23 protein-coding genes are annotated in these 23,857 nt (G+C 67.1%); 9 read left to right on the top strand and 14 right to left on the bottom strand.

The genetic code is table 11. The features are described from left to right. Positions 1–5 precede the first annotated feature (5 nt). The 10 genes from AC24R4_RS02120 to AC24R4_RS02075 all read right to left on the bottom strand — a co-directional run bounded on the left by AC24R4_RS02120 (position 6) and on the right by AC24R4_RS02075 (position 9,126). Complete coding sequence (locus tag AC24R4_RS02120) at positions 6–1,073, bottom strand: AbrB family transcriptional regulator (RefSeq protein WP_487522120.1); 1,068 nt, start codon at positions 1,071–1,073, stop codon at positions 6–8. Between the two features lie 94 nt (positions 1,074–1,167). Further along, complete coding sequence (locus AC24R4_RS02115; RefSeq protein WP_487522119.1) at positions 1,168–2,145, bottom strand: Bug family tripartite tricarboxylate transporter substrate binding protein; 978 nt, start codon at positions 2,143–2,145, stop codon at positions 1,168–1,170. Between the two features lie 171 nt (positions 2,146–2,316). Next, positions 2,317–3,801 (bottom strand): FAD/NAD(P)-dependent oxidoreductase, encoded by a 1,485-nt coding sequence (locus tag AC24R4_RS02110; protein WP_487522118.1) that lies wholly within the window; start codon positions 3,799–3,801, stop codon positions 2,317–2,319. Then, complete coding sequence (locus AC24R4_RS02105) at positions 3,798–4,106, bottom strand: (2Fe-2S)-binding protein (RefSeq protein ID WP_228770910.1); 309 nt, start codon at positions 4,104–4,106, stop codon at positions 3,798–3,800. Before AC24R4_RS02105 ends, AC24R4_RS02110 begins: the two co-directional genes overlap by 4 nt. Further along, complete coding sequence (locus tag AC24R4_RS02100; protein WP_487522117.1) at positions 4,090–5,229, bottom strand: NAD(P)/FAD-dependent oxidoreductase; 1,140 nt, start codon at positions 5,227–5,229, stop codon at positions 4,090–4,092. The genes AC24R4_RS02105 and AC24R4_RS02100 overlap by 17 nt, the downstream gene beginning before the upstream one ends. A 164-nt stretch (positions 5,230–5,393) precedes the next feature. Then, complete coding sequence (locus AC24R4_RS02095; RefSeq protein ID WP_487522116.1) at positions 5,394–6,317, bottom strand: LysR substrate-binding domain-containing protein; 924 nt, start codon at positions 6,315–6,317, stop codon at positions 5,394–5,396. A gap of 87 nt (positions 6,318–6,404) precedes the next feature. Further along, the gene (gene bluB, locus AC24R4_RS02090; RefSeq protein ID WP_400397395.1) at positions 6,405–7,079 is read right to left on the bottom strand and encodes a 5,6-dimethylbenzimidazole synthase; all 675 of its coding nucleotides are present in this window, start codon (positions 7,077–7,079) and stop codon (positions 6,405–6,407) included. Positions 7,080–7,093: 14 nt separating this feature from the next. After that, complete coding sequence (locus AC24R4_RS02085; RefSeq protein ID WP_487522115.1) at positions 7,094–7,681, bottom strand: redoxin domain-containing protein; 588 nt, start codon at positions 7,679–7,681, stop codon at positions 7,094–7,096. Positions 7,682–7,814: 133 nt separating this feature from the next. Continuing rightward, complete coding sequence (locus AC24R4_RS02080; RefSeq protein WP_487522114.1) at positions 7,815–8,510, bottom strand: ProQ/FinO family protein; 696 nt, start codon at positions 8,508–8,510, stop codon at positions 7,815–7,817. Positions 8,511–8,616: 106 nt separating this feature from the next. Then, a complete protein-coding gene (locus tag AC24R4_RS02075) occupies positions 8,617–9,126 on the bottom strand; it encodes a hypothetical protein (protein WP_487522113.1) in 510 nt (169 codons plus the stop codon). A 315-nt stretch (positions 9,127–9,441) separates the two neighbouring features. Between AC24R4_RS02075 and AC24R4_RS02070 the strand changes: the two genes are divergently transcribed. Beyond that, positions 9,442–9,645 carry a cold-shock protein gene (locus tag AC24R4_RS02070; RefSeq protein WP_066740354.1) on the top strand — a complete coding sequence of 68 codons (204 nt, stop codon included), beginning with the start codon at positions 9,442–9,444 and terminating at the stop codon, positions 9,643–9,645. An 81-nt stretch (positions 9,646–9,726) separates the two neighbouring features. Here AC24R4_RS02070 and rpoD read toward each other — a convergent pair whose 3' ends face one another. The 3 genes from rpoD to AC24R4_RS02055 all read right to left on the bottom strand — a co-directional run bounded on the left by rpoD (position 9,727) and on the right by AC24R4_RS02055 (position 14,141). Further along, positions 9,727–11,577 (bottom strand): RNA polymerase sigma factor RpoD, encoded by a 1,851-nt coding sequence (gene rpoD, locus AC24R4_RS02065; protein ID WP_487522969.1) that lies wholly within the window; start codon positions 11,575–11,577, stop codon positions 9,727–9,729. A gap of 747 nt (positions 11,578–12,324) precedes the next feature. Continuing rightward, positions 12,325–13,386, bottom strand: a complete 1,062-nt coding sequence (yihG, locus tag AC24R4_RS02060) for a 1-acylglycerol-3-phosphate O-acyltransferase, YihG family (protein ID WP_487522112.1) — start codon at positions 13,384–13,386, stop codon at positions 12,325–12,327. 146 nt (positions 13,387–13,532) lie between these two features. Further along, a complete protein-coding gene (locus AC24R4_RS02055; RefSeq protein WP_487522111.1) occupies positions 13,533–14,141 on the bottom strand; it encodes a hypothetical protein in 609 nt (202 codons plus the stop codon). Positions 14,142–14,260: 119 nt separating this feature from the next. Here AC24R4_RS02055 and yddG point away from each other — a divergent pair, with 119 nt between their 5' ends. Beyond that, positions 14,261–15,190: an aromatic amino acid DMT transporter YddG gene (yddG, locus tag AC24R4_RS02050; RefSeq protein ID WP_487522110.1), complete on the top strand. Its 930-nt coding sequence runs from the start codon at positions 14,261–14,263 to the stop codon at positions 15,188–15,190. Between the two features lie 102 nt (positions 15,191–15,292). Here yddG and AC24R4_RS02045 read toward each other — a convergent pair whose 3' ends face one another. Continuing rightward, a complete protein-coding gene (locus AC24R4_RS02045; protein WP_153947938.1) occupies positions 15,293–15,649 on the bottom strand; it encodes a hypothetical protein in 357 nt (118 codons plus the stop codon). A 276-nt stretch (positions 15,650–15,925) separates the two neighbouring features. Between AC24R4_RS02045 and AC24R4_RS02040 the strand changes: the two genes are divergently transcribed. The 7 genes from AC24R4_RS02040 to AC24R4_RS02010 all read left to right on the top strand — a co-directional run bounded on the left by AC24R4_RS02040 (position 15,926) and on the right by AC24R4_RS02010 (position 23,812). After that, complete coding sequence (locus AC24R4_RS02040) at positions 15,926–17,008, top strand: mechanosensitive ion channel family protein (RefSeq protein WP_487522109.1); 1,083 nt, start codon at positions 15,926–15,928, stop codon at positions 17,006–17,008. Between the two features lie 400 nt (positions 17,009–17,408). Beyond that, on the top strand, positions 17,409–17,858 hold the full coding sequence (locus AC24R4_RS02035; RefSeq protein WP_487522108.1) for a type IV pilin protein: 450 nt from the start codon (positions 17,409–17,411) through the stop codon (positions 17,856–17,858). A 2-nt stretch (positions 17,859–17,860) separates the two neighbouring features. Further along, positions 17,861–18,364 carry a GspH/FimT family pseudopilin gene (locus AC24R4_RS02030; RefSeq protein WP_487522107.1) on the top strand — a complete coding sequence of 168 codons (504 nt, stop codon included), beginning with the start codon at positions 17,861–17,863 and terminating at the stop codon, positions 18,362–18,364. After that, complete coding sequence (pilV, locus tag AC24R4_RS02025; RefSeq protein ID WP_487522106.1) at positions 18,361–18,963, top strand: type IV pilus modification protein PilV; 603 nt, start codon at positions 18,361–18,363, stop codon at positions 18,961–18,963. Before AC24R4_RS02030 ends, pilV begins: the two co-directional genes overlap by 4 nt. Next, the gene (locus AC24R4_RS02020) at positions 18,960–20,009 is read left to right on the top strand and encodes a PilW family protein (protein ID WP_487522105.1); all 1,050 of its coding nucleotides are present in this window, start codon (positions 18,960–18,962) and stop codon (positions 20,007–20,009) included. The genes pilV and AC24R4_RS02020 overlap by 4 nt, the downstream gene beginning before the upstream one ends. Further along, positions 20,006–20,548, top strand: a complete 543-nt coding sequence (locus AC24R4_RS02015) for a pilus assembly PilX family protein (protein ID WP_487522104.1) — start codon at positions 20,006–20,008, stop codon at positions 20,546–20,548. The genes AC24R4_RS02020 and AC24R4_RS02015 overlap by 4 nt, the downstream gene beginning before the upstream one ends. A 75-nt stretch (positions 20,549–20,623) precedes the next feature. Next, a complete protein-coding gene (locus AC24R4_RS02010; RefSeq protein ID WP_487522103.1) occupies positions 20,624–23,812 on the top strand; it encodes a pilus assembly protein in 3,189 nt (1,062 codons plus the stop codon). The last annotated feature ends 45 nt before the right edge of the window (positions 23,813–23,857 follow it).

Below are 23,857 nucleotides of genomic sequence, written 5' to 3'. Positions count from 1 at the left end.
CGGCGTCAGCCCATCGACCCGCCCACCGACCTGCCGATCCGCCTGGCCAGCCACGGCCCGATCAGCACGACCGAGAACAGCCGCAGCGTCTGGGTGGCCACCACGAAGTTCATGTCCGCGTGGGTGCCGAGCGCGATGGCGACGATCGATTCCACGCCGCCCGGCGACGTGGCCAGGTAGGCCGTCAGAAAGCTGACCTTGTGGCTGGCCGAGATCAGCCAGGCCGAGGCGGCGCACAGAGCAATCATGGCCACGATGGCAGCCAGCATGGTCGGCAGCGACGCCACCAGCGGCCGCAGCAGGTCGCGCCGGAACTGCAGGCCGATGGTCCAGCCCAGCACCGCGAAGCCGCAGCCGAGCAGCGGGGTGGGCACCACCACCGGAGCCGGCACCACCGTCACCCACACGGCGCCCAGCGCCAGCGGCACCAGGAACGCCCCGGCCAGGATGCGATAGCGCACGCCGATCCAGCAGCCCACGATCGCAATCCCGATGGCGACCGGCGTGCCGACCGGCGAGACATGGCGGAATGCCTGCACGGCAGTCGCCGATGCCGAGGCCGTCGCCATCTGTGCATCGACGATGGCATGGGCCACCAGCGGCCCGGTGACGACCACCAGCACCACGCGCAGGTACTGCATCAGCGACACCAGGATGCCGTCGCCGCCGTTCTCGGTGGCCAGTGCGCCCATGATCGACGCCGCGCCGGGCAGGCTGCCCCAGGCGCCCGTGGTGCCAGGCAACGGCGAATAGCGGACCAGCAGCCAGCCCACGGCCGCGGCGCTGCCGATGGTCAGGGCCACGCCCAGCACCACCAGCCCGTCGGAGGCCGCTTCGAGCAGTTCCGCCAGATGCAGCGTGCTGGCAATGGCCGTTCCCGTCAGGGCCTGCGCGAACGCCGTCAACGCGGGGCGGATGCGCAGCCGGACATCCATGAACCCGGCGACCATGGCGCACGCCATCGCGGCAACCAGCACGCTGGCAGTCGATATCACGGGTTGCAGCAGATAGCTCAATACGAGCGTACCGGCCATGAGCGCGGACCAGTGCAGCGCGCGGCTTGTGTGTGCCATGTCCTGTGCGGTGTTGCGCGAAGGGTGACCTAGCCGCGAATTCTATCTTCCCTGTCTGCGATGCTCCGGCATTCGGTACGCGGGTCGGCGGCGCTCAGTCCAGCTTGATGCCGACGCTCTTCACGACCTTGTCCCATTTCTGCGTGTCGCGGTTCACCAGCTGCGTGAATTCCACCGGACCCAGCGCGCTGGGCTCCATGCCCTGCTTGGCGATCGATTCGCGGATCGACGGCTGCGCCACCACGGCGGCAATTTCCTGCGCCAGGCGGTTGACGGTCGGCATCGGCGTGCCGCCCGTCGTAAAAACGCCATACCACGACACCACCTCATAGCCGGGCACGCCCGATTCGGCGATGGTCGGCACGTTCGGCATCGTTTCCACGCGCCTGGCGCTGGTCACGGCCAGGATGCGGACCTTGCCGGAATCGGCGCCGGCCTTGGCCGACGGCAGGCTGGCAAACGTCATCTGGGCCTGGCCGGCCATCACGTCCTGCATGGCGGGGGCATCGCCGCGATACGGAATATGCGTGATGGACACGCCCGCCATGCTCTTGAACAGCTCCGCCGACAGGTGCGAGATCGTGCCATTGCCGGGCGACGTCACGTTGAGCTTGCCGGGGTGGGCCTTGGCGTAGGCCAGCAGTTCCTGCACGTTCTTGACCGGCAGGTCGTTGTTGACCACCAGCGCGTTGGCGGACTTGGCCACCAGCGACACCGGCTGTACGCCCTTGACCGGGTCGTAGGGCAGCTTGCTGTAGATCGACGGCGCGATGGCCTGGCCGCCGACCGAGCCCAGCAGCAGCACCGAGCCATCGGGCTTGGCGCGCGCCATCTCGGCGGTGGCCAGCGTGCTGCCGCCGCCGGGCTTGTTCTCCACCACGATCGTCGTCCTGGTGTTCAGCTGGAATTGCGTGGCGACGGTGCGGGCGATGACGTCGTTGCCGCCGCCGGGCGCGAATCCGACCAGCATGCGGAGCGGGCCCGGGGGCAGTTCCTGGGCCACGGCAGGGATGGCGGCCGAGGCAGCGGCCACTGCGAGCGCGAGAGCGGGGACGATCTTGGAAAACAACATGGTTGATTCTCTAAAAGATGGGTGGATAAGTGCTCTCAGGATGAACTCGCTGTGCTGGTCCAACTGGCGGGGCGCGGTGTATCCCGGCTCCCGCTCTTTTTGTGCAGGCGTGTGCTGCTCGCGTGGCCGGCCGGCCTGGCAATCCGGCCACGCGTTGCGCCATGTCGCGGCTTACTTCTTGAATCGCACCACGGCTTCGCGCGATGCCTGGGTCTGCGGCAACGTCGCAATTTCGCCAAGCGTCACCGGCTTGGTGGGAAACCGCAGACGGTAGTAGCCCACATCGCGCGGATGCCGCTGCTGCTCGTCGGCGATCAGTTCGGTCACGGTCAGCCCGCAGAAGCGGCCCTGGCACGGCCCCATGCCGCAGCGCAGGAACGCCTTCAACTGGTTTGGCCCCTGGCAACCGATGCGCGCGGCATGGCGTACCTGTTCGGCCGTGGCTTCCTCGCAGCGGCAGACGATGGTGTCGCCCACCGGGCGGCGGAACTGCGGCAGCGGGCGGTACAGCACTTCGAAGAACTCGCGGCCGCGCGTGGCGCGTGCCAGTTCGGCGCGCGGCTGGGCCGCCGTGCGGTCGCGCGTGTCGGTGCTGATGCGGCCCAGCGCAGCGGCCGCATGCGCGGCGGCGATACGGCCCCGATGCTCGGCGGCGACGGCACCCGCAATGCCTGCGCCGTCGCCGGCAATGCTGACGTGCGGCACCGACGTGGCGCCCCAGTCATCGACTTGCGGCTCCCAGCAGTCCTGGCGGTCGTTCCACACATGCTCGGCGCCCACGGCGCGCGACAGGTTGGTGTTCGGCACCACGCCCTGGTGCAGCAGCAACTGGTCGATGGCGATGGTGCGGCGCTGGCCGCCGGCCTCGTAGCGCAGTTCGGCGACCTGGCCGCCGGGCCCCGCCACGGCCTCCAGCGCGGTCACGCCGCTGACGATGGGCACCGCCTTGCGCACGGCGCGCAGCAGCTTCAGGCCCTTGCCCAGGTAGGGCGAGCGCAGGAAGCCCCAGGCATGCGGCAGCGCCTCGCGCCATTGGCCGCTGGCCCTGGTTTCCAGAATGGCTGCGAGCTTCACGCCGGCATTCAGGTACTGCCATGCCAGCAGATAGAGCAGCGGGCCGCCGCCCGCCAGCACCGTGCGGCCCTCGGGCACCACGCCCGATGTCTTCAGCAGGATCTGCGCGGCGCCGGCCGTGATCACGCCAGGCAGGGTCCAGCCGGGAATCGGGAACGGCCGCTCCTGCGCGCCGGTGGCCAGGATGAGATGGCGGCAGTGCAGCAGCGCGGCCTGCGGGTCCCGGCCGGCATGGGCTACCGAGTAGGCCACCTCGTAGCCGGCGGCCTCGCCTGTTTCCGCGGCGTCCGGCTGGCCTTCGCGTGCATGGATCGACCACACGGTGGCGGCCGGAATATGGCGCGCGCCGCTGCGGGCAAACGGCTCCAGCAGGCGCAGGCCGTGCCAGTAGTCCTGGCCAAGGATGGCGCGGTTCTGCACCGGCGTATTGCTGATGGCGCGATAGATCTGGCCGCCCGGTGCGGGTTGCTCGTCGATCAGCACCGTCGACAGGCCCAGCGCGGAGGCCTGGGTGGCGGCGGCCAGCCCGGCCGGGCCGGCGCCGATCACCAGCAGGTCGCACGTCGTGATATCGGCCGTCATGCTGCCACCTCGCGTGCGCCAAGCTGGCGCTCCACCTTCATGCCGTCCTGCACGCGCGTCATGCAGGCCTGCTGGTTGGGCCGGCCGTCGATGCGTACCAGGCAGTCGTAGCACACGCCCATCATGCAGTACGGCCCGCGCGCGGCGCCCGATACGGCGGTGTCGCGGCAGGCCAGCACGCCGGCCGCAAACAGGGCGGCGGCGACGCTGTCGCCTTCGCGGCATTCGAGCGCGGTGCCGTCCACGGTGACCCGCACGCTGCGCGCCGTCCCTTGCAGCACGGCCGCGTCAATTCGTTTGAACATGGAATCTCCGGGTCGAAAAGGTGTCCAGCTCCGGCGCCAGCGCCCCGGCGGCGATCATCGGGGCCAGGTGCATGGCGTGCGTGGCGGCCAGCGTCACGCCGCTATGGCAGGTGACAATGAACGCGCCGGGATGCGTGGCCGATTGCTCGTAGACCGGAAAGCCGTCCCTGGCGCGCACGCGCAGGGCTGACCAGGCGCGTACGGCGCGCACGTCGCGCAGCGCCGGCAGCGTCCGCACGGCGCGGTCGGCCAGCGTAGCCAGCACGGGCAGCGTGGTCACATGGTCGGCATAGCCGGCGTCTTCCTGCGAATCGCCGACCAGCCAGCTGCCTTCGTCGTTCTGGCGCAGCGTGACCAGCGGGGTGTCCAGCAGGCGGCGCGTGCGCTCCAGCACCAGGATCTGGCCGCGCTGGGGCGCCATCGGCAGGTCGATGCCCACCATGGCGCCCAGGTCGCCGTTGCGCAGGCCGCCGGCCAGCACGATCTTGCGCGCCCGCACCGCGCCGTTCGGCGTGGTCAGCACGAAGTCGCCGCCGGGCTGCTGCACGATATCGGTGACGCCATGGTGCGGCAGGTATTGGACCCCACTGGTGCTGAACGCGGTATGGAACGCGCGCAGCAGCTTGAGCGGATTGACGATGCCGTCGTGCGGGGTCCAGATCGCGCCGGTCACGTCCGGGCCCAGACCGGGCACCAGCGACGCCGCCTGGTGGTGATCGAGCAGCTTCCACGCATAGGGCTCGACGCCGGGCTGGGACATCAGCGTATTGACCCAGGCCAGGCGGGCTTCCACCTCGTAGTCGCCCATCAGCGGCGTGAGACCGCCTTTCTGTTCCAGCGCGACGTCGATGCCGGTTTCCTTGAGCAGGTCGGCCGCCAGTTGCGGCCACAGGCGCGTGGAATGCAGCGTCCAGCGGCTGTAGGCACCCATGCCGTAGCCCTTGCTCTGCAGCCAGACCAGGCCGAAATTGCCGCGCGAGGCGCGCAGGGCGATATCGCCTTCGTCCAGCACGGCGATGGTACCGACGCGGTTGCGCAAGCCGTAGGCCACGGCGGAGCCGACCAGGCCGCCGCCCACCACGGCGACGTCGAATACGGGATATCGGGGGCTGGAGGCCACCATCAGCGGCGCCTCCCGTGGGGAATGTGCGGGCCTTGGGCCCTGCTGGAATGCATGTCGGCTACTCGCAAGAATCGTGACACACCGCCCATCTGGGGCGATCTGGCCGGTGTGTCTGTCCGGACGAGTATTGCGGAGCCAGCACCCCGGACGCAAATACGAGTCTGTCAGGCGGTCATACCAAAACCTGATAGGGTGGCCGGCAGGGATGCCGTTTCGGTGGCGATCACCGCGATCATCCGTTCGGTGAACCGGTCCACCAGCACATTGGCCGGCCGGTTGCGGGCCAGCAGCAGGTAGCTGACAAACGGGATCTGCGGCCGGAATGGCCGGATGACGACTTCCGCGGCGTGCATGCGGGCCACCAGCGGATTGACGATGCCGACCCCCAGACCCAGGCCGACCATCTTGCAGATGGTGGCGCCGTAGGGGGTTTCGAAGTGCATCACGCGCCGGTCGTCGCTGGCGAACGCGGCATCCACGGCGGCGCGCAGGCCGTCGCCATGGCTCATCGAGATGAACGATTCGCCGGCCAGGTCGGCGGGCGTGATGGCATCGAGCGCGGCAAGCCGGTGTCCGGGCGGCAGCACGCAACAGCCCGACAGTTCGGCCACGGGCCGGGCTTCGGTCACGGCGGCGGGCGGCAGGAACGAGACCAGCCCCAGATCGCAGTAGCGGCTGCCGACCTGGTCGGCCACCAGCTGGGTGCTGCCCGTTTCCATGGCCACGTTGACGTCGGGGTACTCGGCGTGAAACCGCTGCAGCACGAGCGGCAGCACGGTCATGGCCAGCGACGGCACCGTGGCAATGCGCAGGCGGCCCTTGCCGAACTGGCGGATATTGCGCGCGGCGTCCTTGAGCGCGTCAAGGCCGACGAAGGCGCGTTCGACCTCGCGCACGAAGGCCAGCCCTTCTTCGGTCGGGTGCAGGCGGCCCGCTGTGCGCGTGAACAGCGTCAGGCCAGTGGAGTATTCGAGCTGGGCGATGAGCCGGCTCACGTTCGGCTGCGACGTATAGAGCTCGGCGGCCGCCGCGGTCATCGAGCCGGACCGCATGACTGCCTGGAACGCGTGGATTTCCTTGAACTTCATGCCGGGGTCTTTGGAACAATGCTGCGGCGATGGTATAGCAAATCCGTATGGGAAGCCCTGGCAGAACGATTCGCCGGTATGGATGGTCTAGGACGGAGGCGGGCCAGGTGGCGCCGGAGGCTCCCACAGGATGTCCTGCAGCGGGGCGCGCTTGCGCCAGCCTTCCTGTTCGAGCATCGGCGCCGCGTAGAACGCCGGCACCGGCCCGATGCAGAGCAGCCCGAACGGCTTTGCGCCCGGGGGCAGACCCAGCTCGCGCGCCAGGGCAGCGGGGTCGAACATCGATACCCAGCCCAGGCCAAGATTCTCGGCCCGTGCGGCCAGCCAGAGGTTCTGCACCGCACAGGCGGCGGACGCCCAGGCCATTTCGGCGGGCATGCTGCGGCGGCCGAATACCGTGCCGTCGTCGGGTGCCAGGATCACCGCCAGCAATTCTGCGCAGTCACGCATGCCCTCGACCTTGAGCCGCAGGAATTCGGCACCGCGTTCGCCCATTGCCTGGGCCGTGGCCTGCCGTTCGGCCTCCACCAGCGGCGCCAGGCGCGCGCGCCAGGCCGGCGTGCTCAGGCGCATGAAGCGCCACGGCTGCATCATGCCCACCGAAGGCGCCTGATGGGCGGCGCGCAGCAGGCGTTCCAGCTGGTCGTCGGGCAGACGGGGCCCGGGCGTGAAGTGCCGGCAGTCGCGCCGCAGCGCGAGGATGCGGTACAGCGCGGCGCGCTCGGTATCGTCGACGTGAGGGCTGGGCCCGGTGTCTGCCATGTGTCGTGGGTAGGTTATGGGGTGTCGACGGGACAGGCGCCCGATGCGCAGTCGTCGGCAGCCGTGCTGGCTGGATGGCCGGCGGGCAGGGCGGAAGGCTGCCCCTTGTTGGCACGGGAATCCGCGCGCGCTTCGAGAATCAGTTCGGCAATATCGGCGCCCAGCGTGAGATCGTTGACCGAGCCGAAATACTGCCGGCGCAGCTGGCCGTCCGCGTCGATCAGGATCAGCGTGGGCGTGCCGCGCATGCCGTAGGCCTGCATCGTCAGCGGCACGCCGCCGTGGCCGTCGGGCATGTCCACCCCCACCGGGAACGGAATCCGGTACTCGTGCAGGAACGCGCGCAGCGCCGTGGGCGTCATGGCGTCGTGGTGCTCGAAGACGGTGTGCAGGCCGACCACGGCCACTTCGGACGACTGAAACGTCTGATGGACCCGCAGCGCCTGGGGCAAGCCGTGTGACACGCAGCCCGGGCACAGCATCTGGAACGCTTCCAGAACGATGACCTTGCCGCGCAGGGCTTCGATGGACAGGGGACGGTCAGTGTTGAACCACTGCTGGACGGCCCACGCGGGTGCGGGCTGTGGACGAAATTCGCTCATGGTAGGGATCTCCGGCGGCATGACTGCGGCAGTATGCGGCGGCGAAAACTCCGTGGGAGGGCGATTCGTCCAGGAAAACAGCCCGTTCGTACGCGGGGGCGTGCGACGGGCTGCCGGGGTATCCCTTGGCGCGTTATTCCGGCTGGGAAGGTGTTTCGGGTGCTGCGGGTGCGGCGGGCGTGACGTCAGGCGTAACGGCGGGCGACCCGGCAGGCGTGTCCGCCGCGGCGGCTTCCCGCTGCGGGGCGGCCTGCGCTTCGGCCTGGGAGGCAGCCGGCTGGGCAGCTTGCTGCGTCGCCGGCTTGGCCGGCTTCTGCTTCGGGCGTGCGGAGCGCAACTGGCGGCCGCGTGCCGCATCGGCTTCGGTCACTTCGCCGGCCGGCTGGCCAGCCAGATCCAGACGCGGCGCGCCCTGCGTCAGGCAAGTCCAGTAGCGGGCGCCACGGCACCAGGTGCGGATCGCCTCGCGCAGTTCGGCTTCGGACAGGCCCAGCTCGGTGGCGTGCGTCAGCAGATCGTCGAAGACACCGATCTTGAGCGGCACCTTGGGCGCGGGGTTCTTCGGGAACGCCAGCGGGAATTTCTTTTGCAGCTTGCCGATATTGCGCACCACCGGATCGACAGGCGTCGCCGGCCTGGCCTGCTGTGCCGCCTGGCCAGACGGCTTTGCGGCCGGTTTTGCACCCGGTTTGGCGCCCGGCTTGTTCGGCCGCGACGGCTTGTTCGGCTTGGCGGCAGGCGCAGGCTGGCGCGGAGCCTTCTCGCGCGCCTCTTTCTTTGCCTGCTCGGCCAGTTTTGCCCTCAGTCCTGCCAGTTGTTCGAAACCCATTGCTCTAGCTCAGTCAAACGACGCGGGATTATAGCGTGGATACCGGCCGGGGCCGGTTGTCGTCGGAAAATGCCGCCCCGGCGTCACCGGGAAGGCACGGAAGGGGTCAGCGGATCTTGCCGAACCCGTCGGCTGCCCAGCGCCCGGCGCTCTCGCGCGTCAGGCGGAAATCGGGCCGTACATGGGTGGTGGCGAGTACGTCACCGAACGCGCTGGTGGCCGTCAGCGTGCCGAATGGCTCGAACTCGTCCGGGGTGATGGCCAGCCTGACGCTGATGACCTGATCGTCGACTTCAATCGTCATTTGCTTGTTAAGTTGCGCGTGCAACTGCTGCTCATGGCGGCGGATCACCTCGGAGGCGGTCTTCACCAGGGTCTGGTGCGCGGTGGCATCGAGCGGCTTGGGATCGACCTTGTTTCGGCCCATGGTCCACGGGCCGACCAGGGCGGGTTCGGCGCTGCCGTCGCGGATCATCTCGACGGCCCAGCCGTCGCCGTCCTCGTTCTTGATGACGCGTGCGGTCCAGCCCTTGTCGCGCCAGAGCCGGGGCTCGTGAATCTGGTCGGGTTCGAGGTCGGCATCGGAAACCGTGGTGTCGGTATGGGGCTGAGGCATGACGCGGAAAAGCTGGGCAGGGGAGCGGCTGGGCCGAAAGGCTGGCATTCTAGCCCAGTCGCCAGCCGACACCGTGCCGTCCGGGCACGCCTTGCGCCGCATCAGGCGCCTGGCGCACAGTCTGGAACAGCTGGAAGTGGGGCAGGTGATCCGCGCGAGGGGCCGCGATGTCGGTGCGATGCCTGACAATGCCTAATTGGCGGGGTCAGAACAATCCTGATTGTCGCGAACGCCCGGGGTGTGATACAAGATAACTGCGCGCCCGCCATACTGGCGGCGTCGTCTTTATCTCGTTTTTGTTGGAATATTCAGAAAATGGCAACTGGTACCGTGAAGTGGTTTAACGATGCGAAGGGTTTTGGTTTCATCTCGCCGGATGACGGCGGTGAAGACCTGTTCGCGCACTTCTCCGAAATTCAGGGCAACGGCTTCAAGTCGCTGCAAGAAGGCCAGAAGGTCAGCTTCGAAGTGAAGCAGGGCCCCAAGGGCAAGCAGGCAGGCGCGATCAAGCCGCTGTAAATCCTCACGCATTGACTGCGTGATCTGCGGCGCCCCGCCTTGAAACGGGGCGCCGTATCACTTTTGCTGCCGGGTTCCTGCTTAACGCTCCAGGAACAGCTTCAGCTTGTCGGCACGGCTGGGATGCTGCAGCTTGCGCATCGCCTTGGTCTCGATCTGGCGGATCCGCTCGCGGGTCACGTCGAACTGCTTGCCGACCTCTTCCAGCGTGTGATCGGACACCATGTCCAGGCCGAACCGCATGCGCAGGACCTTTGCCTCGCGCGGCGTCAGCGCGTCGAGCGCCTCGTCGATCGCCGCCCGCAGGTTGGCCTGAATCGCCGCTTCGGCCGGCGAGCTTGCCGACACGTCCTCGATCATGTCGCCGAGCGTGGCGTCGGCGTCGTCGCCCACCGGGGTTTCCAGCGAGACGGGTTGCCGCGCAATCCGCAGGATGCCGCGTACCTTTTCCTCGGTCATTTCCATGCGTTCCGCCAGCACCGCGGGATGGGCCTCCTGGCCGGTCTGCTGCAGGATTTCGCGTGAAATGCGGTTCAGCTTGTTGATCGTCTCGATCATGTGAACCGGCACCCGGATGGTGCGTGCCTGATCGGCCAGTGCGCGCGTGACGGCCTGCCGCACCCACCACGTGGCATACGTCGAAAACTTCCAGCCGCGCCGGTATTCGAACTTGTCCACCGCCTTCATCAGGCCGATGTTGCCTTCCTGGATCAGGTCCAGGAACTGCATGCCGCGGTTCACGTACTTCTTGGCGATGGAAATCACCAGGCGCAGGTTGGCCTCGGTCAGTTCGCGCTTGGCCTGCCGCATCTTCTGCTCGGCGGCGCTCATCTGGCGGTAGATCTGCTTGAGCTGCTGCAGCGGCACCGAGACAGCGGTCTCGATATCGACCAGCTTGCGCTGGCAGGCCTGGATGGCCGGCAGGTGACGCTCCAGCGCCGGGCCGAACTGCGGCGACGTGGCCGCCATCTGGCTGGTCCAGCCGAGGTCGGTCTCGCGGCCCGGGAACGACGCCACGAAGGCCTCGCGCGGCATGCTGCAACGCTCGACGGCGATCTCCAGGATGCTGCGCTCGATCGCGCGCACGGCGTCAACCTGTTCGCGCATGCTGGCGCACAGGCGGTCGATCATCTTGGCGCCGAAGCGGATCGGCGCCAGTTCGCGCTGGATCTCGGCAAGCACCTGAGCGACGGCCGCCGAGCGGGCCTTGCCCGTTACCGGGGTGCCGGGCAGTTGCGCGTACAGGGTCCGCACGCGCGCGAAAATCGCCAGGCTGTCGGTGGTCAGCTGCTCCAGGCGGGCGGCGTTTGCCTTTTCCGGGTTCGGGGTGTCCGAATCGTCCTCGTCATCGTCCGATTCGTCGTCGGACGCGCTGTCGTCGTCGGCATCGGCGTCGTCGGAGGCGTCGTCGGCCGCACTGGCCATGTCGACGTCTTCGGCGCCGTCGTTGATGCCGTCAACCAGTTCGTCGATGCGCAGTTCGCCGGCGACGATGCGGTCCACGTCGGCCAGCAGCGCGGCCACGATGGACGGGCATGCCGCAACGGCCTGGATCATGTCCTGCAGGCCGCTTTCGATGCGCTTGGCGATCTCGATCTCGCCGGCGCGGGTCAGCAGCTCGCTGGCGCCCATTTCACGCATGTACAGGCGCACGGGGTCGGTGGTGCGGCCGAATTCGGAGTCCACGGTGGACAGGGCGGCTTCGGCTTCCTCGTACGCCTGGTCGTCCGATGTCGCTGCCGGGGCGGCATCGCTCAGCAGCAGCGTCTCGGCGTCCGGCGCCTGCTCGTAGACGGACACCCCCATGTCGTTGAACGTGCTGACGATGGTTTCCATCGCAGCCGTCTGCGTCACGTTGTCGGGAAGGTGATCGTTGATGTCCGCGTGGGTGAGGTAGCCCCGCTCCCGGCCAAGCGCGATCAGCGCGCGCATCTGGCGCTGGCGCTCCTCGTCCAGGCGCGCGGCCTGGGCGTGGTCCAGCGGCGCGGCGGTGGCCTGGGCCTTGCCGGCCGGCTTGCGGCGGGCGGTCTTCGAAATAGCCGTCGTCATGCGGGATGCGGAATCGTCACGAACCGGATTTGCCAATACATTCTCCTGGACTGGTGGCCGACGATCGTCGCGGACATGACCGTCGGTCAAGCCTGCGGGCGCGAACGAAATCGTGGAGTGGCGCACGGAACGTCGAGGCCGAATGCCTCCCGCAGAATCCAGTGTGCGCAAAATGGGGAACCGCGCATCATACTTGACGATGTTGTGCGGTGCAATAACCGGCGGCCCGCTTTTTGTCGCGAAAAGGGCCGATTAGGGCGCATTACAACAAAAAAACACGGTTGATGCGGTTCGCCGGTGACATGTTCTGGTGTGGGGGCAGGCCAGGACATTTCAAGCCAAAGGATCGGCGATGACTCTGGGGGCAGGTCTGGCGGATGCCCAGCCGGTTTGCCGCGATCGTCATCGGCACCGGGCAGACCGTTCCCGCCCTGGCGCAGCTCCTGTCATCGGCCCGGCACAAAAAAATGCCACGCGGCGGGGAACCGCGTGGCATCTGAAGTGAAGAGAGCAGGGGAGGGGTCAACCCTGAACTCCATTGGGTCACCCGCATTGCACGGGCGACTGCAGTGTAAGAAGACAATTCTCATTCGAACATCGGAATCTTCTGAAATTGGGGTGCGACTTGTCTCAGTCGTCTCTGTCGCTGCTGGCGTTCAGGGGCGCTGCGCCGCCCGCCATGAACGCATCGATTTCGCGGTCCTTGGCTTGCCACTGATCGGCAAGCCAATGGTGAAACGCTGACCGGAAAGCCTTGTCGCTCGCGTAGTCGGCGCCGCAAAAGGCGTCGGGAATCGGAATTTGCCGAATGCGGACGACGATCCGGCCGGCACGGCCCGAAGCAAGGTGCCAGAAGCTGGGCACGCCGTCCGGGTAGATGATCGTCGCGTCGATCATCGAGCGGAACTGGGTGCCCATGGCATTCAGCGTGGTGGCCAGCGCGCCGGCGCGGGGCTTGAGCAGGTGGCGATACGGCGACGATTGCGCCTGCCGCCGCGCTGGCGAAAACCGCGTGCCCTCGGCAAACACCATCACGCTGGTCGGCACCAGCCTGAATTTCTCGCAGGCACGCCGCGCGGTGTCCTGGTCCTTGCGGCCCAGCGACGGATTGCGACGCAACTGTGCCTTGCTGTACCGCTTCATGAACGGGAAGTCCAGCGCCCACCAGGCCAGGCCAATCACCGGCACGTAGAGCAACTGCTGCTTCAGGAAGAACTTCAGCAGCGGAATGCGCTTGTTCAGCACCCGCTGGAGCACGAAGATGTCCACCCACGACTGATGGTTGCAGTTGACCAGATACCAGTCGTCCAGGCGCAGATCCGTATTGCCCTGGACGTCCCAGATCTGCGGCTGCAGACGCGCGATCCTGCGGGTGTTCCGGGATACCCAGCCCGTTGCGATGCCGTTCAGCCAGGGGTCCACGCGGCGGCGCACCGCCGGCGTCGGCACGGCCAGCTTGAGCAGTGCCAGCGGGACGATCGGCACAAAGCAGGCCAGCGTATTGAGCACCAGCAGCGTGGCGCTGAGCAGGCCGGTCAGCCATGCCAGGCGTTGCGGCCGGGCGCTGGACGGCTGCCGGCCAGCGGTATCGTCAGATTCGGGTGGTTCGGGTGGTTCGGGTGGTTGGGGCGGCAGCGTTCCGGTGCGGGAAGCGCGTGGCGAGGATGGGGACGAAGGGGAGGTCGAATTCATGTGCGCAAGTTTGCAAGAGCCAGAACGCCGTCGATTTGTCCTCAATCAATTTGAAGACGTTGAAACTAAAGAATCGACGATGTGATGGGGTGTTTCCGTGGCATGGCTGGATCGGATGCGTCCGATGAGGCGAACGCCCGGGCGAATCAACGCTGGCCAGCGTCGGGTGATGCTGGAGCCGATGCCGGGACGGCCGGCTTTGGCGGCCCCGCATCCAGCAGCGCGGCGATCTCGGGGTCGCGCTGGCCGATGTCCCATTCGCCGGCGTTGACCTTGGCGAATTGCTCCATGCACAGTTGCTCGACCGTTCCGGGCTGCTCATGCTCGAGGGCCACGCGCATCACGTCGAGCTGCTGGTTGGTAAAGCTGCCGATCAGCGTGGCATGCTGGTCCAGCAGGGTCTGATTGGCCTGCCGCTCGCTTTCGCTGGGGCCATTGGCGGCCGCGTCTTCGAGGCGCTGGCGATAGATGCGGGCCACGGCCAGCCGCGCCGCGTTGCGGTCCAGCCAGAGGGTCCACGCCGCTTCGACAGCCTTGCGCGCCCGGGGCGCATGCTCGACACAGAAGTCGACCGTATTGCGCAGCACGGCTTCGTCCATCTGGGGCACCAGCCCGGCGGACACGGCAAGCTCGCTGCGGGTGTCGGGCTGGGAAGGCGCGACCGGCGGCGTCTGCGCTTCGCGCGAGCATGCTGTCGTCACAAGGGCGGCCAGGGCGGTGACCAGCATCATCTGGATGGATTCGAGGCGGTACATCCGGGGCAGGTTGTCTGTCGATGGCCGGCATTCTACCGGCCGGGCGCCACGCGCCGGGGTTTCAGGGGCGCAGCGGGTAGAATGCCGCTCCTTCCGCATCCATCCCAGTGCACACGCAAATGGCAGTCACGCGCAGTAAGAGGCAGGCAACGCTGATCGGGCTCCTCGCGGTCCTTTTGTGGAGTTCGATCGTCGGCCTGATCCGGGGTGTCAGTGAAAGTTTCGGGGCCACGGGCGGCGCCGCGCTGATCTATACGGTTGCTGCCGCACTGCTCTGGCTCACCGTGGGCCCGCCCCGCATGCGGGTGCTGCCGCGCGCCTACCTGATCTGGGGCAGCCTGCTGTTCGTGGCCTATGAACTCTGCCTGTCGCTGTCCATCGGATACGCCAACACCGGCAGGCAGGCCATCGAGGTAGGCATGGTCAACTACCTGTGGCCGAGCTTCACGATGCTGGCCGCCATCGCCTTCAACGGCCAGCGGGCCAACTGGCTGGTGGTGCCGGGATTCCTGGTGGCCGTCCTGGGGATTGCGTCGGTGCTGGGCGGCGACCAGGGGCTGGACCTCGCCGGCATGGCCGGCAACGTGCGGGACAACCCGCTCAGCTATGGCCTGGCGTTCGCCGGCGCCCTGATCTGGGCCGCGTATTGCACCGTGACGAGCCGTATCGCGCAGGGCAAGAACGCCGTGACGCTGTTCTTCATGCTGACGGCCCTGGCGCTATGGGGCAAATACCTGGTCATCGATGGCGAAACCATGGTGTTCGGGCTCCGGGGCGTTACGTACCTGGTGCTCGCGGCCTGTGCGATGGGGTTCGGCTATGCCGCCTGGAATGTCGGCATCCTGCACGGCAATGTCACCGTGCTGGCGGGCGCGTCGTACTTTATCCCGGTGATCTCGGCCGCGCTGGCGGCCGTGCTGCTGCACGCGCCGCTTTCCTTGTCGTTCTGGAAAGGCGCGGCAATGGTCTGCGCGGGGTCCATCCTGTGCTGGCTCGCGACGCGCGGCCGCAGCGCACCGGCACCGGCTGCAAGGCGATCCGGGGCATGAGCATCGCCCGACAGGCACGCGCGGCGCGCCGGTCGGGCGCGCCTTGCGTACTCCAGCCGTCAGGCCATCAGGCGCCTCGCGCCAATCGCATCGGTCGCGCCGTTACTGGCACTGGCTGAGCGCGCCCGCAGCGTTGCTGTCGTCGCCGCGGAAGCCCAGCCACGAGCCTGGCCCGTTGGTGGATTTGCGCACGACGGCTGCGGACCCGGCTGGCGGTTGCTGACCGGGCACGTAGACATCGAATGCCTGGTCATTGGCCAGCATGTATTGCATCCACACCTGCTGGTTGGTGGCATCCGCCCATTTCTGCCCGATGCATTGCGCGGCAGCCTTCGGCGCCAGCTTGCTTTCGCCAACGGCTCGCGTGGTGGGCGTTGGCGGCGGGGTGTAGGGGGCGGGCATGTTGGCGCAGCCTGCAAGCGTGGCCACGGCCAGTACGACGATGACGGGATACTTCATATTATTGACTCCATATCCGATCGTGGAATGCACCGATGGCCTGCCCATCGGTTGGGGTGCCGGCCGGTGCGTCTGGGTGTGCGGTACGTAAGCGATACTCCACGTCGTACCAGATACGAGTCTAGGCGCCAGATCCCCGATACGCCTATGCCCGGTGCGCCATCTCGCCGTGTCGGTCTTTGTCTGATCCTGAAAACCGCCTTTGGGGAAACTTTCGGGCGCCGCAGGCGTCGCTATCTGCATATCCGTGATGCAACAGCGCAGGGGGCGTGACAGATGAACATGGCAATCGTGGCGAGTCATCCGTGGTTTGGCACGGCGATGGGTGCCGTGGCCGCCATTCTGCTCGGGCTGCTCGCCCATCGGCTGGGCGGCCTGTTGCTGTTGCGGATGACCCGCCATACCCCGGTGCTGCATGCGATGGTGGTGAAGGCCCGCGTGCCCGCCAAGGTGGTGGTGCCGCTGTTTCTGCTGCAGACCACCTGGCAGGCCGCACCCGACGACCTGGCCTGGATCAACAGCGTCCGGCATCTGAACGGCCTGCTGATGATCGTGTCGATGACCTGGCTGCTGGTGCGCATCATCGCCGGGTTCGCACAGGGTGTGCTGGACCAGCACCCGGTCAACGTGGCCGACAACATGGGCGCGCGCCGCATCCACACCCAGACGCGCGTGATCTCGCGGATCGCCATGACGCTGGTCATCGTGATGGGCGCGGCCATGCTGCTGATGACGTTTCCGGGCGCCCGGCAGGTGGGCGCGAGCCTGCTGGCATCGGCCGGCGTGGTCGGCCTGATTGCCGGTTTTGCGGCCAAGCCCGTGTTCAGCAACATGATCGCCGGGCTGCAGCTGGCCCTGACGCAGCCGCTGCGGCTTGACGACGTGCTGATCGTCGAGGGCGAATGGGGGCGCGTGGAAGAAATCACCAGCACCTATGTGGTGCTGCAGATCTGGGACGAACGCCGCCTGATCATTCCGCTGCAGTATTTCATCGAAAAGCCATTCCAGAACTGGACCCGCAATAGCGCCCAGATCATGGGGTCGGTCTTTTTTCACGTGGACTACGGCATGCCGCTGGCGCCGTTGCGCGAAGCGCTGACGCGCATCGTCCATGCGCGTCCCGAGTGGGATGGCCGATTCTTTAATCTCGTGGTCAGCGACACCACCGACAAGACGATGCAGTTGCGCGTGCTGTGTACCGCGGCGTCTTCTGGTCTCGCCTGGGATCTGCGCTGCGCCGTGCGTGAGGCGCTGATCGACTTCATGCAGCGCGAGTATCCGCAATTCCTGCCCAGGTTGCGGATCGAGGGCGACGGGGACCGGCCCGCGGTGCAGCCCGTGCCGTCGGGGCCCGCCTGATCGTCGCCAAAAAAACAGGCTGCTTCCTAAAGGGGAAAGGAAGCAGCCTAATGTGCCGGAACGGAAAGTCATTGGCCGAATGACGCTACTGGCCAAACATTAACCATGCATTAATCCGCGCGCACAGGGGCCCGCTGGACCGGGTAATTTTCGTCCGTTTGCAAATCGGCAACGCTGTACCTGATCGATACTCGGAAAGCGTTGACTCATTTGGAGCGCTCCCTCTACACTCGCCGGCAAAGGTTCCTCGCGGCTAAGGGTCAGCCGGAAAGAAAGGGAGCAAAAAAAAATGGGCAAGCATAGCCCCACAAGGCAGCCGGGTCGCGGACGCATCTTTGCGCCTGCGCCAAACGGGATTATCGGGATCGTCGGGATCGTCGGGATCGTCGGGTTTATCGGGATGATCGGGTCGGGCAGGGGCGCCACTTCGCGCGCCCGGGCGCCGTCGTCCGGCTTCACGCTGGTCGAACTGATGATCACGGTGGCCATCATCGGCATCATCGCCGCATTCGCATTTCCCTCGTATACCAATTATGTCGTCCGCGGCAACCGCGCGGCCGCCGAGTCCTACATGCTGGCACTGGCGAGCCTGCAGGAGCGGTTCATGGTCGACAACCGCGCCTATGCCGCCAGCCTGGCGACGCTGAACGCCCCGGCCACACCGGCCAGCGTGTCGGCGTACTACCAGATCACCGTGACCGCCACCGCGACGCCGCCGGCCTATACGATCACGGCCACGCCCATCGGCAGCCAGGCGTCGCGCGATACCAGCTGCGGCACGCTGGCCCTGACGCAGGCCGGCGACAAGAGCGCCACCGGCGCTGCCGGACAGGCCGGCTGCTGGAAATAAGCATGCCGGTCAATCTGGGATCCGCAAGCCGCCCGCGCCGTGTGGCCGCGAGGAATGGGCAGGCCAGGGGCTTTACCCTGGTCGAACTGATCGTGACGCTACTGGTGCTGACCATCCTGTCCACCATGGCGGCGCCTTCGTTCCAGCAATTCATTGCCGGCCAGCGCTTGCGCAATGCCGCCAGCGACCTGGCGTCGGCGGTCACGCTGATGCGCAGCGAGGCCGTCAAGCGCAATGGCATCACGACGCTGTCGGCCAATGGCACGTGGTCGGCCGGCTGGGTCGTCACGGCCGGCACCGAGCGCCTGCGTGCCTATGGCCCCTATACGGATATCACCGTCAGCACGGCGGGCGGGAACTCGCTGTGGGTCGGCAACGATGGTCGGCCCGGCAACGGCAGCCAGACGTTTCAGGTCTCGATGGCGGGCACCGGCACGTCGAACGTCGTCTGTATCCAGATCAACGGCACCGGCCGTGTGGCCACTGTCAGCGGAGCCTGCTCATGAACACGTCTGTCCGTAGTCGCCGGTGGCGGCGTTCCGGCAGCGGCCAGCGTGGCTCGCAGCGCGGGACGACGCTGATCGAGGTGCTGGTCTCGGTGGTGATCGTGCTGGTGGCGTTGCTCGGCACAGCCGGGATGATCGCGCGCTCGGGCCAGACGGAAATGGAGTCGTACCAGCGTGGGCAGGCGTTGACGCTGCTCCAGGACATGGTGGCGCGGCTCAACGCCAACCGGCAGGTCATCGGCTGCTACGCAAGCGGGCCAAACGCCACCGTGGCGGGCAGCACGACGGTGCCGCCAGCCGCGTGCACGGTGGGAACCAACGCGCAACGCGCGGTGGCCGCCGCCGACCTGGTGACATGGGGCGCGGCCCTGCAGGGCAGTGCGGAGAGCGATGGGGGCAACAAGGTGGGCGCGATGATCGGGGCGCTGGGCTGTATCGAGGCGATCGATCCCGCCACGCAGACGTACCGCGTCACGGTAGCCTGGCAAGGCCTGGCCAAAACGGGGGCGCCGGCGTTGCCGTGCGGGCAGAACCAGTTCGGCAATGACGCGAACCGGCGTGCGGTCAGCGTGCAGGTGCGGATCGGGGTGCTGTCATGACGCGGCACATTCCCGTGCGACACATCGCGCCGATGCGCCGCCAGCGAGGCCTGTCGCTGGTGGAACTGATGGTGTCGATGACGCTTGGCCTGCTGCTCATCACGGCGCTGGCGACGCTGTACTTCAATACCAGCCGTGCGCGCAATGCGTTTTCAAACAGCGCCGAGCAGATCGAGAACGGCCGATACGCGCTGGACATCATGAGCCGCGAGGTGGAACTGGCCGGCTTCTTCGGGCCTGCCAACGTGGCGGCCGGCGCGCTGGTGTCGGCCCCCGACCTGTGCGCGACGGACCCGGCGTTGCTCGGCTTTTCGGCGTCGCCCGCCACCGTGCCACTTGCCGTGCAGGGCTTCGCGCCGGGCGCCGTGGCGCCATGCCTGCCCAACCTGCTGGCCGGATCGGAGATCCTGGCCGTGCGGCGCGTGAGCACCACGCCGGTGTCGGCCGCGGTGGTCGGGACGCCATACCTGCAGGCTTCCTACTGTGCCGACGACACGGCATCGCTGGTATTCGATGCCAGCGCACCGGCGTTCAAGCTGCGCACCAAGGCCTGCGACAGCGCGGTGCCGTCCGAACTGCGTGCGGCGGTGGTCCGCATCTTCTACCTGGCCGGATGCGACCTGTGCACCGGCGCCGGCGACGGCAAGCCAACGCTGAAGATGGCGGAACTGTTCAATGGCGGCTTCCGCGTGCAGGCCGTGGCCAACGGCATCGAGGACATGCACCTGTCGTACGGGGTCGACCTCGATGGCAACGGCGCGCCGGACTGCTACGTCGCCGACCCCGGTGCCGACCACTCGGCCGATTGCACCGGTGCGCCCGCCTACGACTGGTCCGTGCCGCTGACGAACTGGCGCAACGTGACCGCCGTGCGGGTCCAGTTGCTGGCCCGCACCGCCGTGGCGACCCCTGGCTGGACCGACCAGCGCACCTACGATCTGGGTCGGGCGCAGGCGAGCGGCCCGTTCCGGGATGGATACAAGCGCCACGTCTATGCGGAACTGGCCCGCGTTGCCAACGTTGCCGGTTCCCGGGAGTCCCAATGAGTCCGATCCGACATCGCCAGAAAGGCGTCACGCTGCTGATCACGCTGGTGTTCCTGGTCGTGTTCCTGATGCTGACCATCTCGCTGGTGGGCTCCAGCGTGGTCAACACCAAGGTGGCGGCGAACCAGCAGTACGGCGTGGAGGCGCGCCACGCCGCGCAACAAGGCATCGAACAGGTCATCAGCCAGGACTTCACGGCGGCGCCGGTGGCCAGGACCGTGCCGGTCGACGTGACGGGCGACGGCAAGGCCGACTACACCGTGCAGGTTGCCGCACCGGTCTGCGAGACCAGCAAGCCGGTCAAGAATATCGAACTCGACGAGAACAATGCCGACGACGTGTCCTGTTTCGTGGGCAACGGCAACAACAACACCGGCATCGTTACCGGCAGCGGCGGCGGGGGCGGTAATTCGCTCTGCAACGGGACCCAGTGGGACGTGGCCGCGACGGTCAGCGATACCGCCGTGACCGCCAGCCGCACCACCCTGCATCAGGGGATTGCCGTGCGGGTGCCGTATGGCACCGCATGTCCGTCCTGACCCAGGCCTGGCCCCCGGTCTCCTCACGGGGCGCCAATCCGCGTTCCAGCGCCGTTTTCTCCGACATCCGCACTCATGCGCATTCCTTCTCTTTGTCTGGCCCTTGCCCTGAGCCTGGCCACGGCGGCGTCTCCGAGCCTGGCGGAGGATATCGACCTCTACACCGGGCTGCAGCCCCAGGCGGGCAAGCCGAACGTGCTGATCATTCTCGACAATGCGTCGACGTGGGATGCCTCCGCCAGCTTCACCTGTTCCACGGACGGTGTGGTCACCAGCAACAACGCCGGCAAGGACGTGGGCGCGCTGCAGTGCGCGCTCTATAACGCGATCAACTCGATCACGGCGTCGCCCACGCTCTACGGCAACATCAACATCGGGTTGATGATGTTCGGCACCGGCAACAACGCAGGCGGCAAGATGCGCTATCCGGGCGCGGCGCCGTACAAGTTGCCGCTGATGGACGACAAGGGGATCTCCGCATTCCTTACCTACCTGAAGTCGATCGACCGGCAGGCCGACAACTCGAACAATTCGCAGGTAGGCGGCGCGATGCAGGAGGCCTGGGCCTTCTTCTCGGGCAACACGGGGCTGTCCGGCACCAAGTACGCGTCGCCGATCGACAACCCGTGCCAGCGCAACTTCATCATCTACATCGGCAACGCCGTGAACAACGGCAAGCCGCAGGACACCGGACAGAACGCCTTCGATTCACTGGTCAGCGCCGGCGCCACCAAGGCGCAGCAGCAGGAAATCGTGCTGGCGACCAACGCCAAGTACCAGAGCAACTGGGGCGACGAGTGGGCGCGGTTCCTGAACCAGACCGATGTGCTGGGCAACATGGACAACCGCCAGAACGTGACGACGTACACGATCGCGGTGACCGACAACAACAACCCCGACTACGTGCAGCTGGCCCAGAGCATGGGCACCAACGGCGGGGGCAAGTCGTATACGGTGCAGCTTGGCGATGCCAACGGCCTGGCGGCCGACCTGCTTTCGATCTTCAATGAGGTGCAGGCCGTGAACAGCGTGTTCGCGTCGGTCAGCCTGCCGGCATCGGTCAACGCGCAGGGGCAGTTCCTGAACCAGGTGTACATCGGCATGTTCCGGCCGGACGCCACGGCGGCGCCGCGCTGGATGGGCAACCTCAAGCAGTACAAGGTGGGCTACGACAAGACCGGCAAGCTCGTGATGCAGGATGCGACGGGTGCATCGGCCATCAGCAACGCCCAGACGGGGTTCGTGTCGGCGAACGCCGTGAGCTACTGGACGGCCGACGCGCCGCTGTCCTTTTCAGGTGGCAAGTATGGCGGCACGGTCAAGAACTGGCCAAGCACGGGTTACTGGCAGAACAGCCCGTCAGGCACGGGGTGGAAGCTCGACGCGCCCGACGGGGAAATCGTCGAAAAGGGCGGCGTCGGCGAGATGATGCGGGTGCAGTGGCTGACCAGCCAGGACTCGCGCACGCTGCTGACCTGCAATGGCGTGGGCAATTGCCCGGTGTCGGCCGCGTTCCCGAGTTTCGATGCGTCGAATAGCTGGCTGACGGGCTCGACCGGGCTGGCGGCGTTCAATGGCGGCACCAATGGCGGGGCCACGATCACCGCGACCGAATTGCCCAAGCTCATTGCCTGGATGCGCGGCCAGGACGAGGCGGCCGTCGACAACAAGAGCATCGCCGGCATCGAAAGCGAAACGGGTCCGGGCTCGCCCGTCACGGTGCGGTCGTCGATCCACGCCGATGTGCTGCATTCACGCCCGGCCGTGGTCAACTATGGCGGCACCACGGGCGTGGTGGTGTTCTACGGCACCAACGACGGCGTATTCCACGCCGTCAACGGCAACCAGACACAGGGCATCGGCACGGTGCGGCCAGGCGGCGAGCTGTGGGGCTTCGTGGCACCGGAATTCCTGGACAGGCTGAGCCGGCTCTACACCAACTCGCCCGAAGTCAAGCTGTCGACCACGCCGGCCGGCATCTCGCCGGAGCCCAAGCCGCGCGACTACTTCTTCGATGGCAGCACCACGGTGATGCAGGACCAGCGGGACCCGGCCAATCCTCGGGTGATGCTGTACCTGACCGCGCGGCGCGGTGGCCGGCTGGTCTATGCGCTCGATGTCACCAACCCCGCGAGCCCGCGTTTTGTGTGGAAGCGGTCCAGCGCCGATATCCCGGAAATGGGTCAGACCTGGTCGCAGCCGAAGGTGGCCCGCGTGCGCGGCAATGCGAATCCGGTGATCATCATGGGCGCCGGCTACGATCCGGCCGAGGACAGCGATCCGTCGCCCGGCGTGGATACCATGGGCCGTGGCGTGCTGGTGCTGGACGCCTACACGGGCAACATGGTGTGGTCGGCGCAGCCATCCTGCATGGGCGCCACGGGCGCCTGCACGGCGGTGCCCGCACTGACCCGCTCGATTCCGTCGGACGTCACCACGCTGGATCGCAACGGCGATGGCTACGTGGAGCGGATCTACGTCGGCGATGTGGGCGGCAACGTCTGGCGGGCCGATTTCGAAACCGCTGGCGGCACCGCGCCGGCCAACTGGACGATGAACAAGCTCGCCGCGCTGGGCGGCGCGGCCAATACCAACAGTGCGCGCAAGTTCTTCTATGCGCCCGACGTGATTTCCACGCGCGGCTACGACGCGGTGTCCCTGGGGTCCGGCGACCGCGAGCATCCGCTCTATTCGGCCTCCGCCACGCCGGGCACGGCCTACAACGTGGTCAACCGGCTCTACATGATCCGCGATACCAACACGTCGCGCATGCCGTCCACCTGGACGCCGTTGACAGAGGCGAACCTCGTCGATGCCACGACGGCCGGCTACGACGGTTCGCGCTCGGGCTTCTACATCACGCTGGTGAATCGCGGCGAAAAGGCCGTGAACGCGCCGCTTACCGTCGCCGGCTATACCAGCGTCGGAACGAACACGCCCTCGGTGCCCAAGGCCGGCGTCTGCTATCCGAACCTGGGCACGGCGCGCAGCTATTCGTACAGCTTCCTGACCAGCGCTGGATTGAATCCCGACCGCTCCATCATCCTGGATGGCGGCGGGTTCCCGCCGTCGCCGGTATTCGGCGTGGTGAGCGTCGACAAGGACGGGCAGCCCGTGGTCGTGCCGGTGCTGTTCGGGGTGGGCAACCAGAACAGCAGCGCCGGCGGCGACGACAAATCGGCGCTGGGTGTGCAGAAGGTGGCGCTGACCGGCGTGGGGAAGCGCAAGCGCATCTACTGGTATCCCGAGACCGACCAGAAGTAAGCCGACGGCCTGACGTACCCGGGCCGCAACAAGAACGGGCAGCCC

This window comes from Cupriavidus sp. CER-90 (genome assembly GCF_057652055.1).
The sequence above is the reverse complement of the archived record's forward strand: the minus strand, read 5'-3'. Positions and strand labels throughout refer to the sequence as shown.

Bases quoted from the DNA above. Each gene is read 5' to 3' on its own strand.
- rpoD (WP_487522969.1), bottom strand. From the start codon at position 11,577: ATGCGCGCGCTGATCGCGCTTGGCCGGGAGCGGGGCTACCTCACCCAC.
- AC24R4_RS02055 (WP_487522111.1), bottom strand. From the start codon at position 14,141: ATGTACCGCCTCGAATCCATCCAGATGATGCTGGTCACCGCCCTGGCC.
- bluB (WP_400397395.1), bottom strand. From the start codon at position 7,079: ATGGCAGACACCGGGCCCAGCCCTCACGTCGACGATACCGAGCGCGCC.
- AC24R4_RS02115 (WP_487522119.1), bottom strand. From the start codon at position 2,145: ATGTTGTTTTCCAAGATCGTCCCCGCTCTCGCGCTCGCAGTGGCCGCT.
- AC24R4_RS02120 (WP_487522120.1), bottom strand. From the start codon at position 1,073: ATGGCACACACAAGCCGCGCGCTGCACTGGTCCGCGCTCATGGCCGGT.
- AC24R4_RS02075 (WP_487522113.1), bottom strand. From the start codon at position 9,126: ATGCCTCAGCCCCATACCGACACCACGGTTTCCGATGCCGACCTCGAA.
- AC24R4_RS02095 (WP_487522116.1), bottom strand. From the start codon at position 6,317: ATGAAGTTCAAGGAAATCCACGCGTTCCAGGCAGTCATGCGGTCCGGC.
- pilV (WP_487522106.1), top strand. From the start codon at position 18,361: ATGAACACGTCTGTCCGTAGTCGCCGGTGGCGGCGTTCCGGCAGCGGC.
- AC24R4_RS02010 (WP_487522103.1), top strand. From the start codon at position 20,624: ATGCGCATTCCTTCTCTTTGTCTGGCCCTTGCCCTGAGCCTGGCCACG.
- AC24R4_RS02045 (WP_153947938.1), bottom strand. From the start codon at position 15,649: ATGAAGTATCCCGTCATCGTCGTACTGGCCGTGGCCACGCTTGCAGGC.
- AC24R4_RS02015 (WP_487522104.1), top strand. From the start codon at position 20,006: ATGAGTCCGATCCGACATCGCCAGAAAGGCGTCACGCTGCTGATCACG.
- yihG (WP_487522112.1), bottom strand. From the start codon at position 13,386: ATGAATTCGACCTCCCCTTCGTCCCCATCCTCGCCACGCGCTTCCCGC.
- AC24R4_RS02080 (WP_487522114.1), bottom strand. From the start codon at position 8,510: ATGGGTTTCGAACAACTGGCAGGACTGAGGGCAAAACTGGCCGAGCAG.
- yddG (WP_487522110.1), top strand. From the start codon at position 14,261: ATGGCAGTCACGCGCAGTAAGAGGCAGGCAACGCTGATCGGGCTCCTC.
- AC24R4_RS02040 (WP_487522109.1), top strand. From the start codon at position 15,926: ATGAACATGGCAATCGTGGCGAGTCATCCGTGGTTTGGCACGGCGATG.
- AC24R4_RS02070 (WP_066740354.1), top strand. From the start codon at position 9,442: ATGGCAACTGGTACCGTGAAGTGGTTTAACGATGCGAAGGGTTTTGGT.
- AC24R4_RS02085 (WP_487522115.1), bottom strand. From the start codon at position 7,681: ATGAGCGAATTTCGTCCACAGCCCGCACCCGCGTGGGCCGTCCAGCAG.
- AC24R4_RS02020 (WP_487522105.1), top strand. From the start codon at position 18,960: ATGACGCGGCACATTCCCGTGCGACACATCGCGCCGATGCGCCGCCAG.
- AC24R4_RS02100 (WP_487522117.1), bottom strand. From the start codon at position 5,229: ATGGTGGCCTCCAGCCCCCGATATCCCGTATTCGACGTCGCCGTGGTG.
- AC24R4_RS02105 (WP_228770910.1), bottom strand. From the start codon at position 4,106: ATGTTCAAACGAATTGACGCGGCCGTGCTGCAAGGGACGGCGCGCAGC.
- AC24R4_RS02035 (WP_487522108.1), top strand. From the start codon at position 17,409: ATGATCGGGTCGGGCAGGGGCGCCACTTCGCGCGCCCGGGCGCCGTCG.
- AC24R4_RS02030 (WP_487522107.1), top strand. From the start codon at position 17,861: ATGCCGGTCAATCTGGGATCCGCAAGCCGCCCGCGCCGTGTGGCCGCG.
- AC24R4_RS02110 (WP_487522118.1), bottom strand. From the start codon at position 3,801: ATGACGGCCGATATCACGACGTGCGACCTGCTGGTGATCGGCGCCGGC.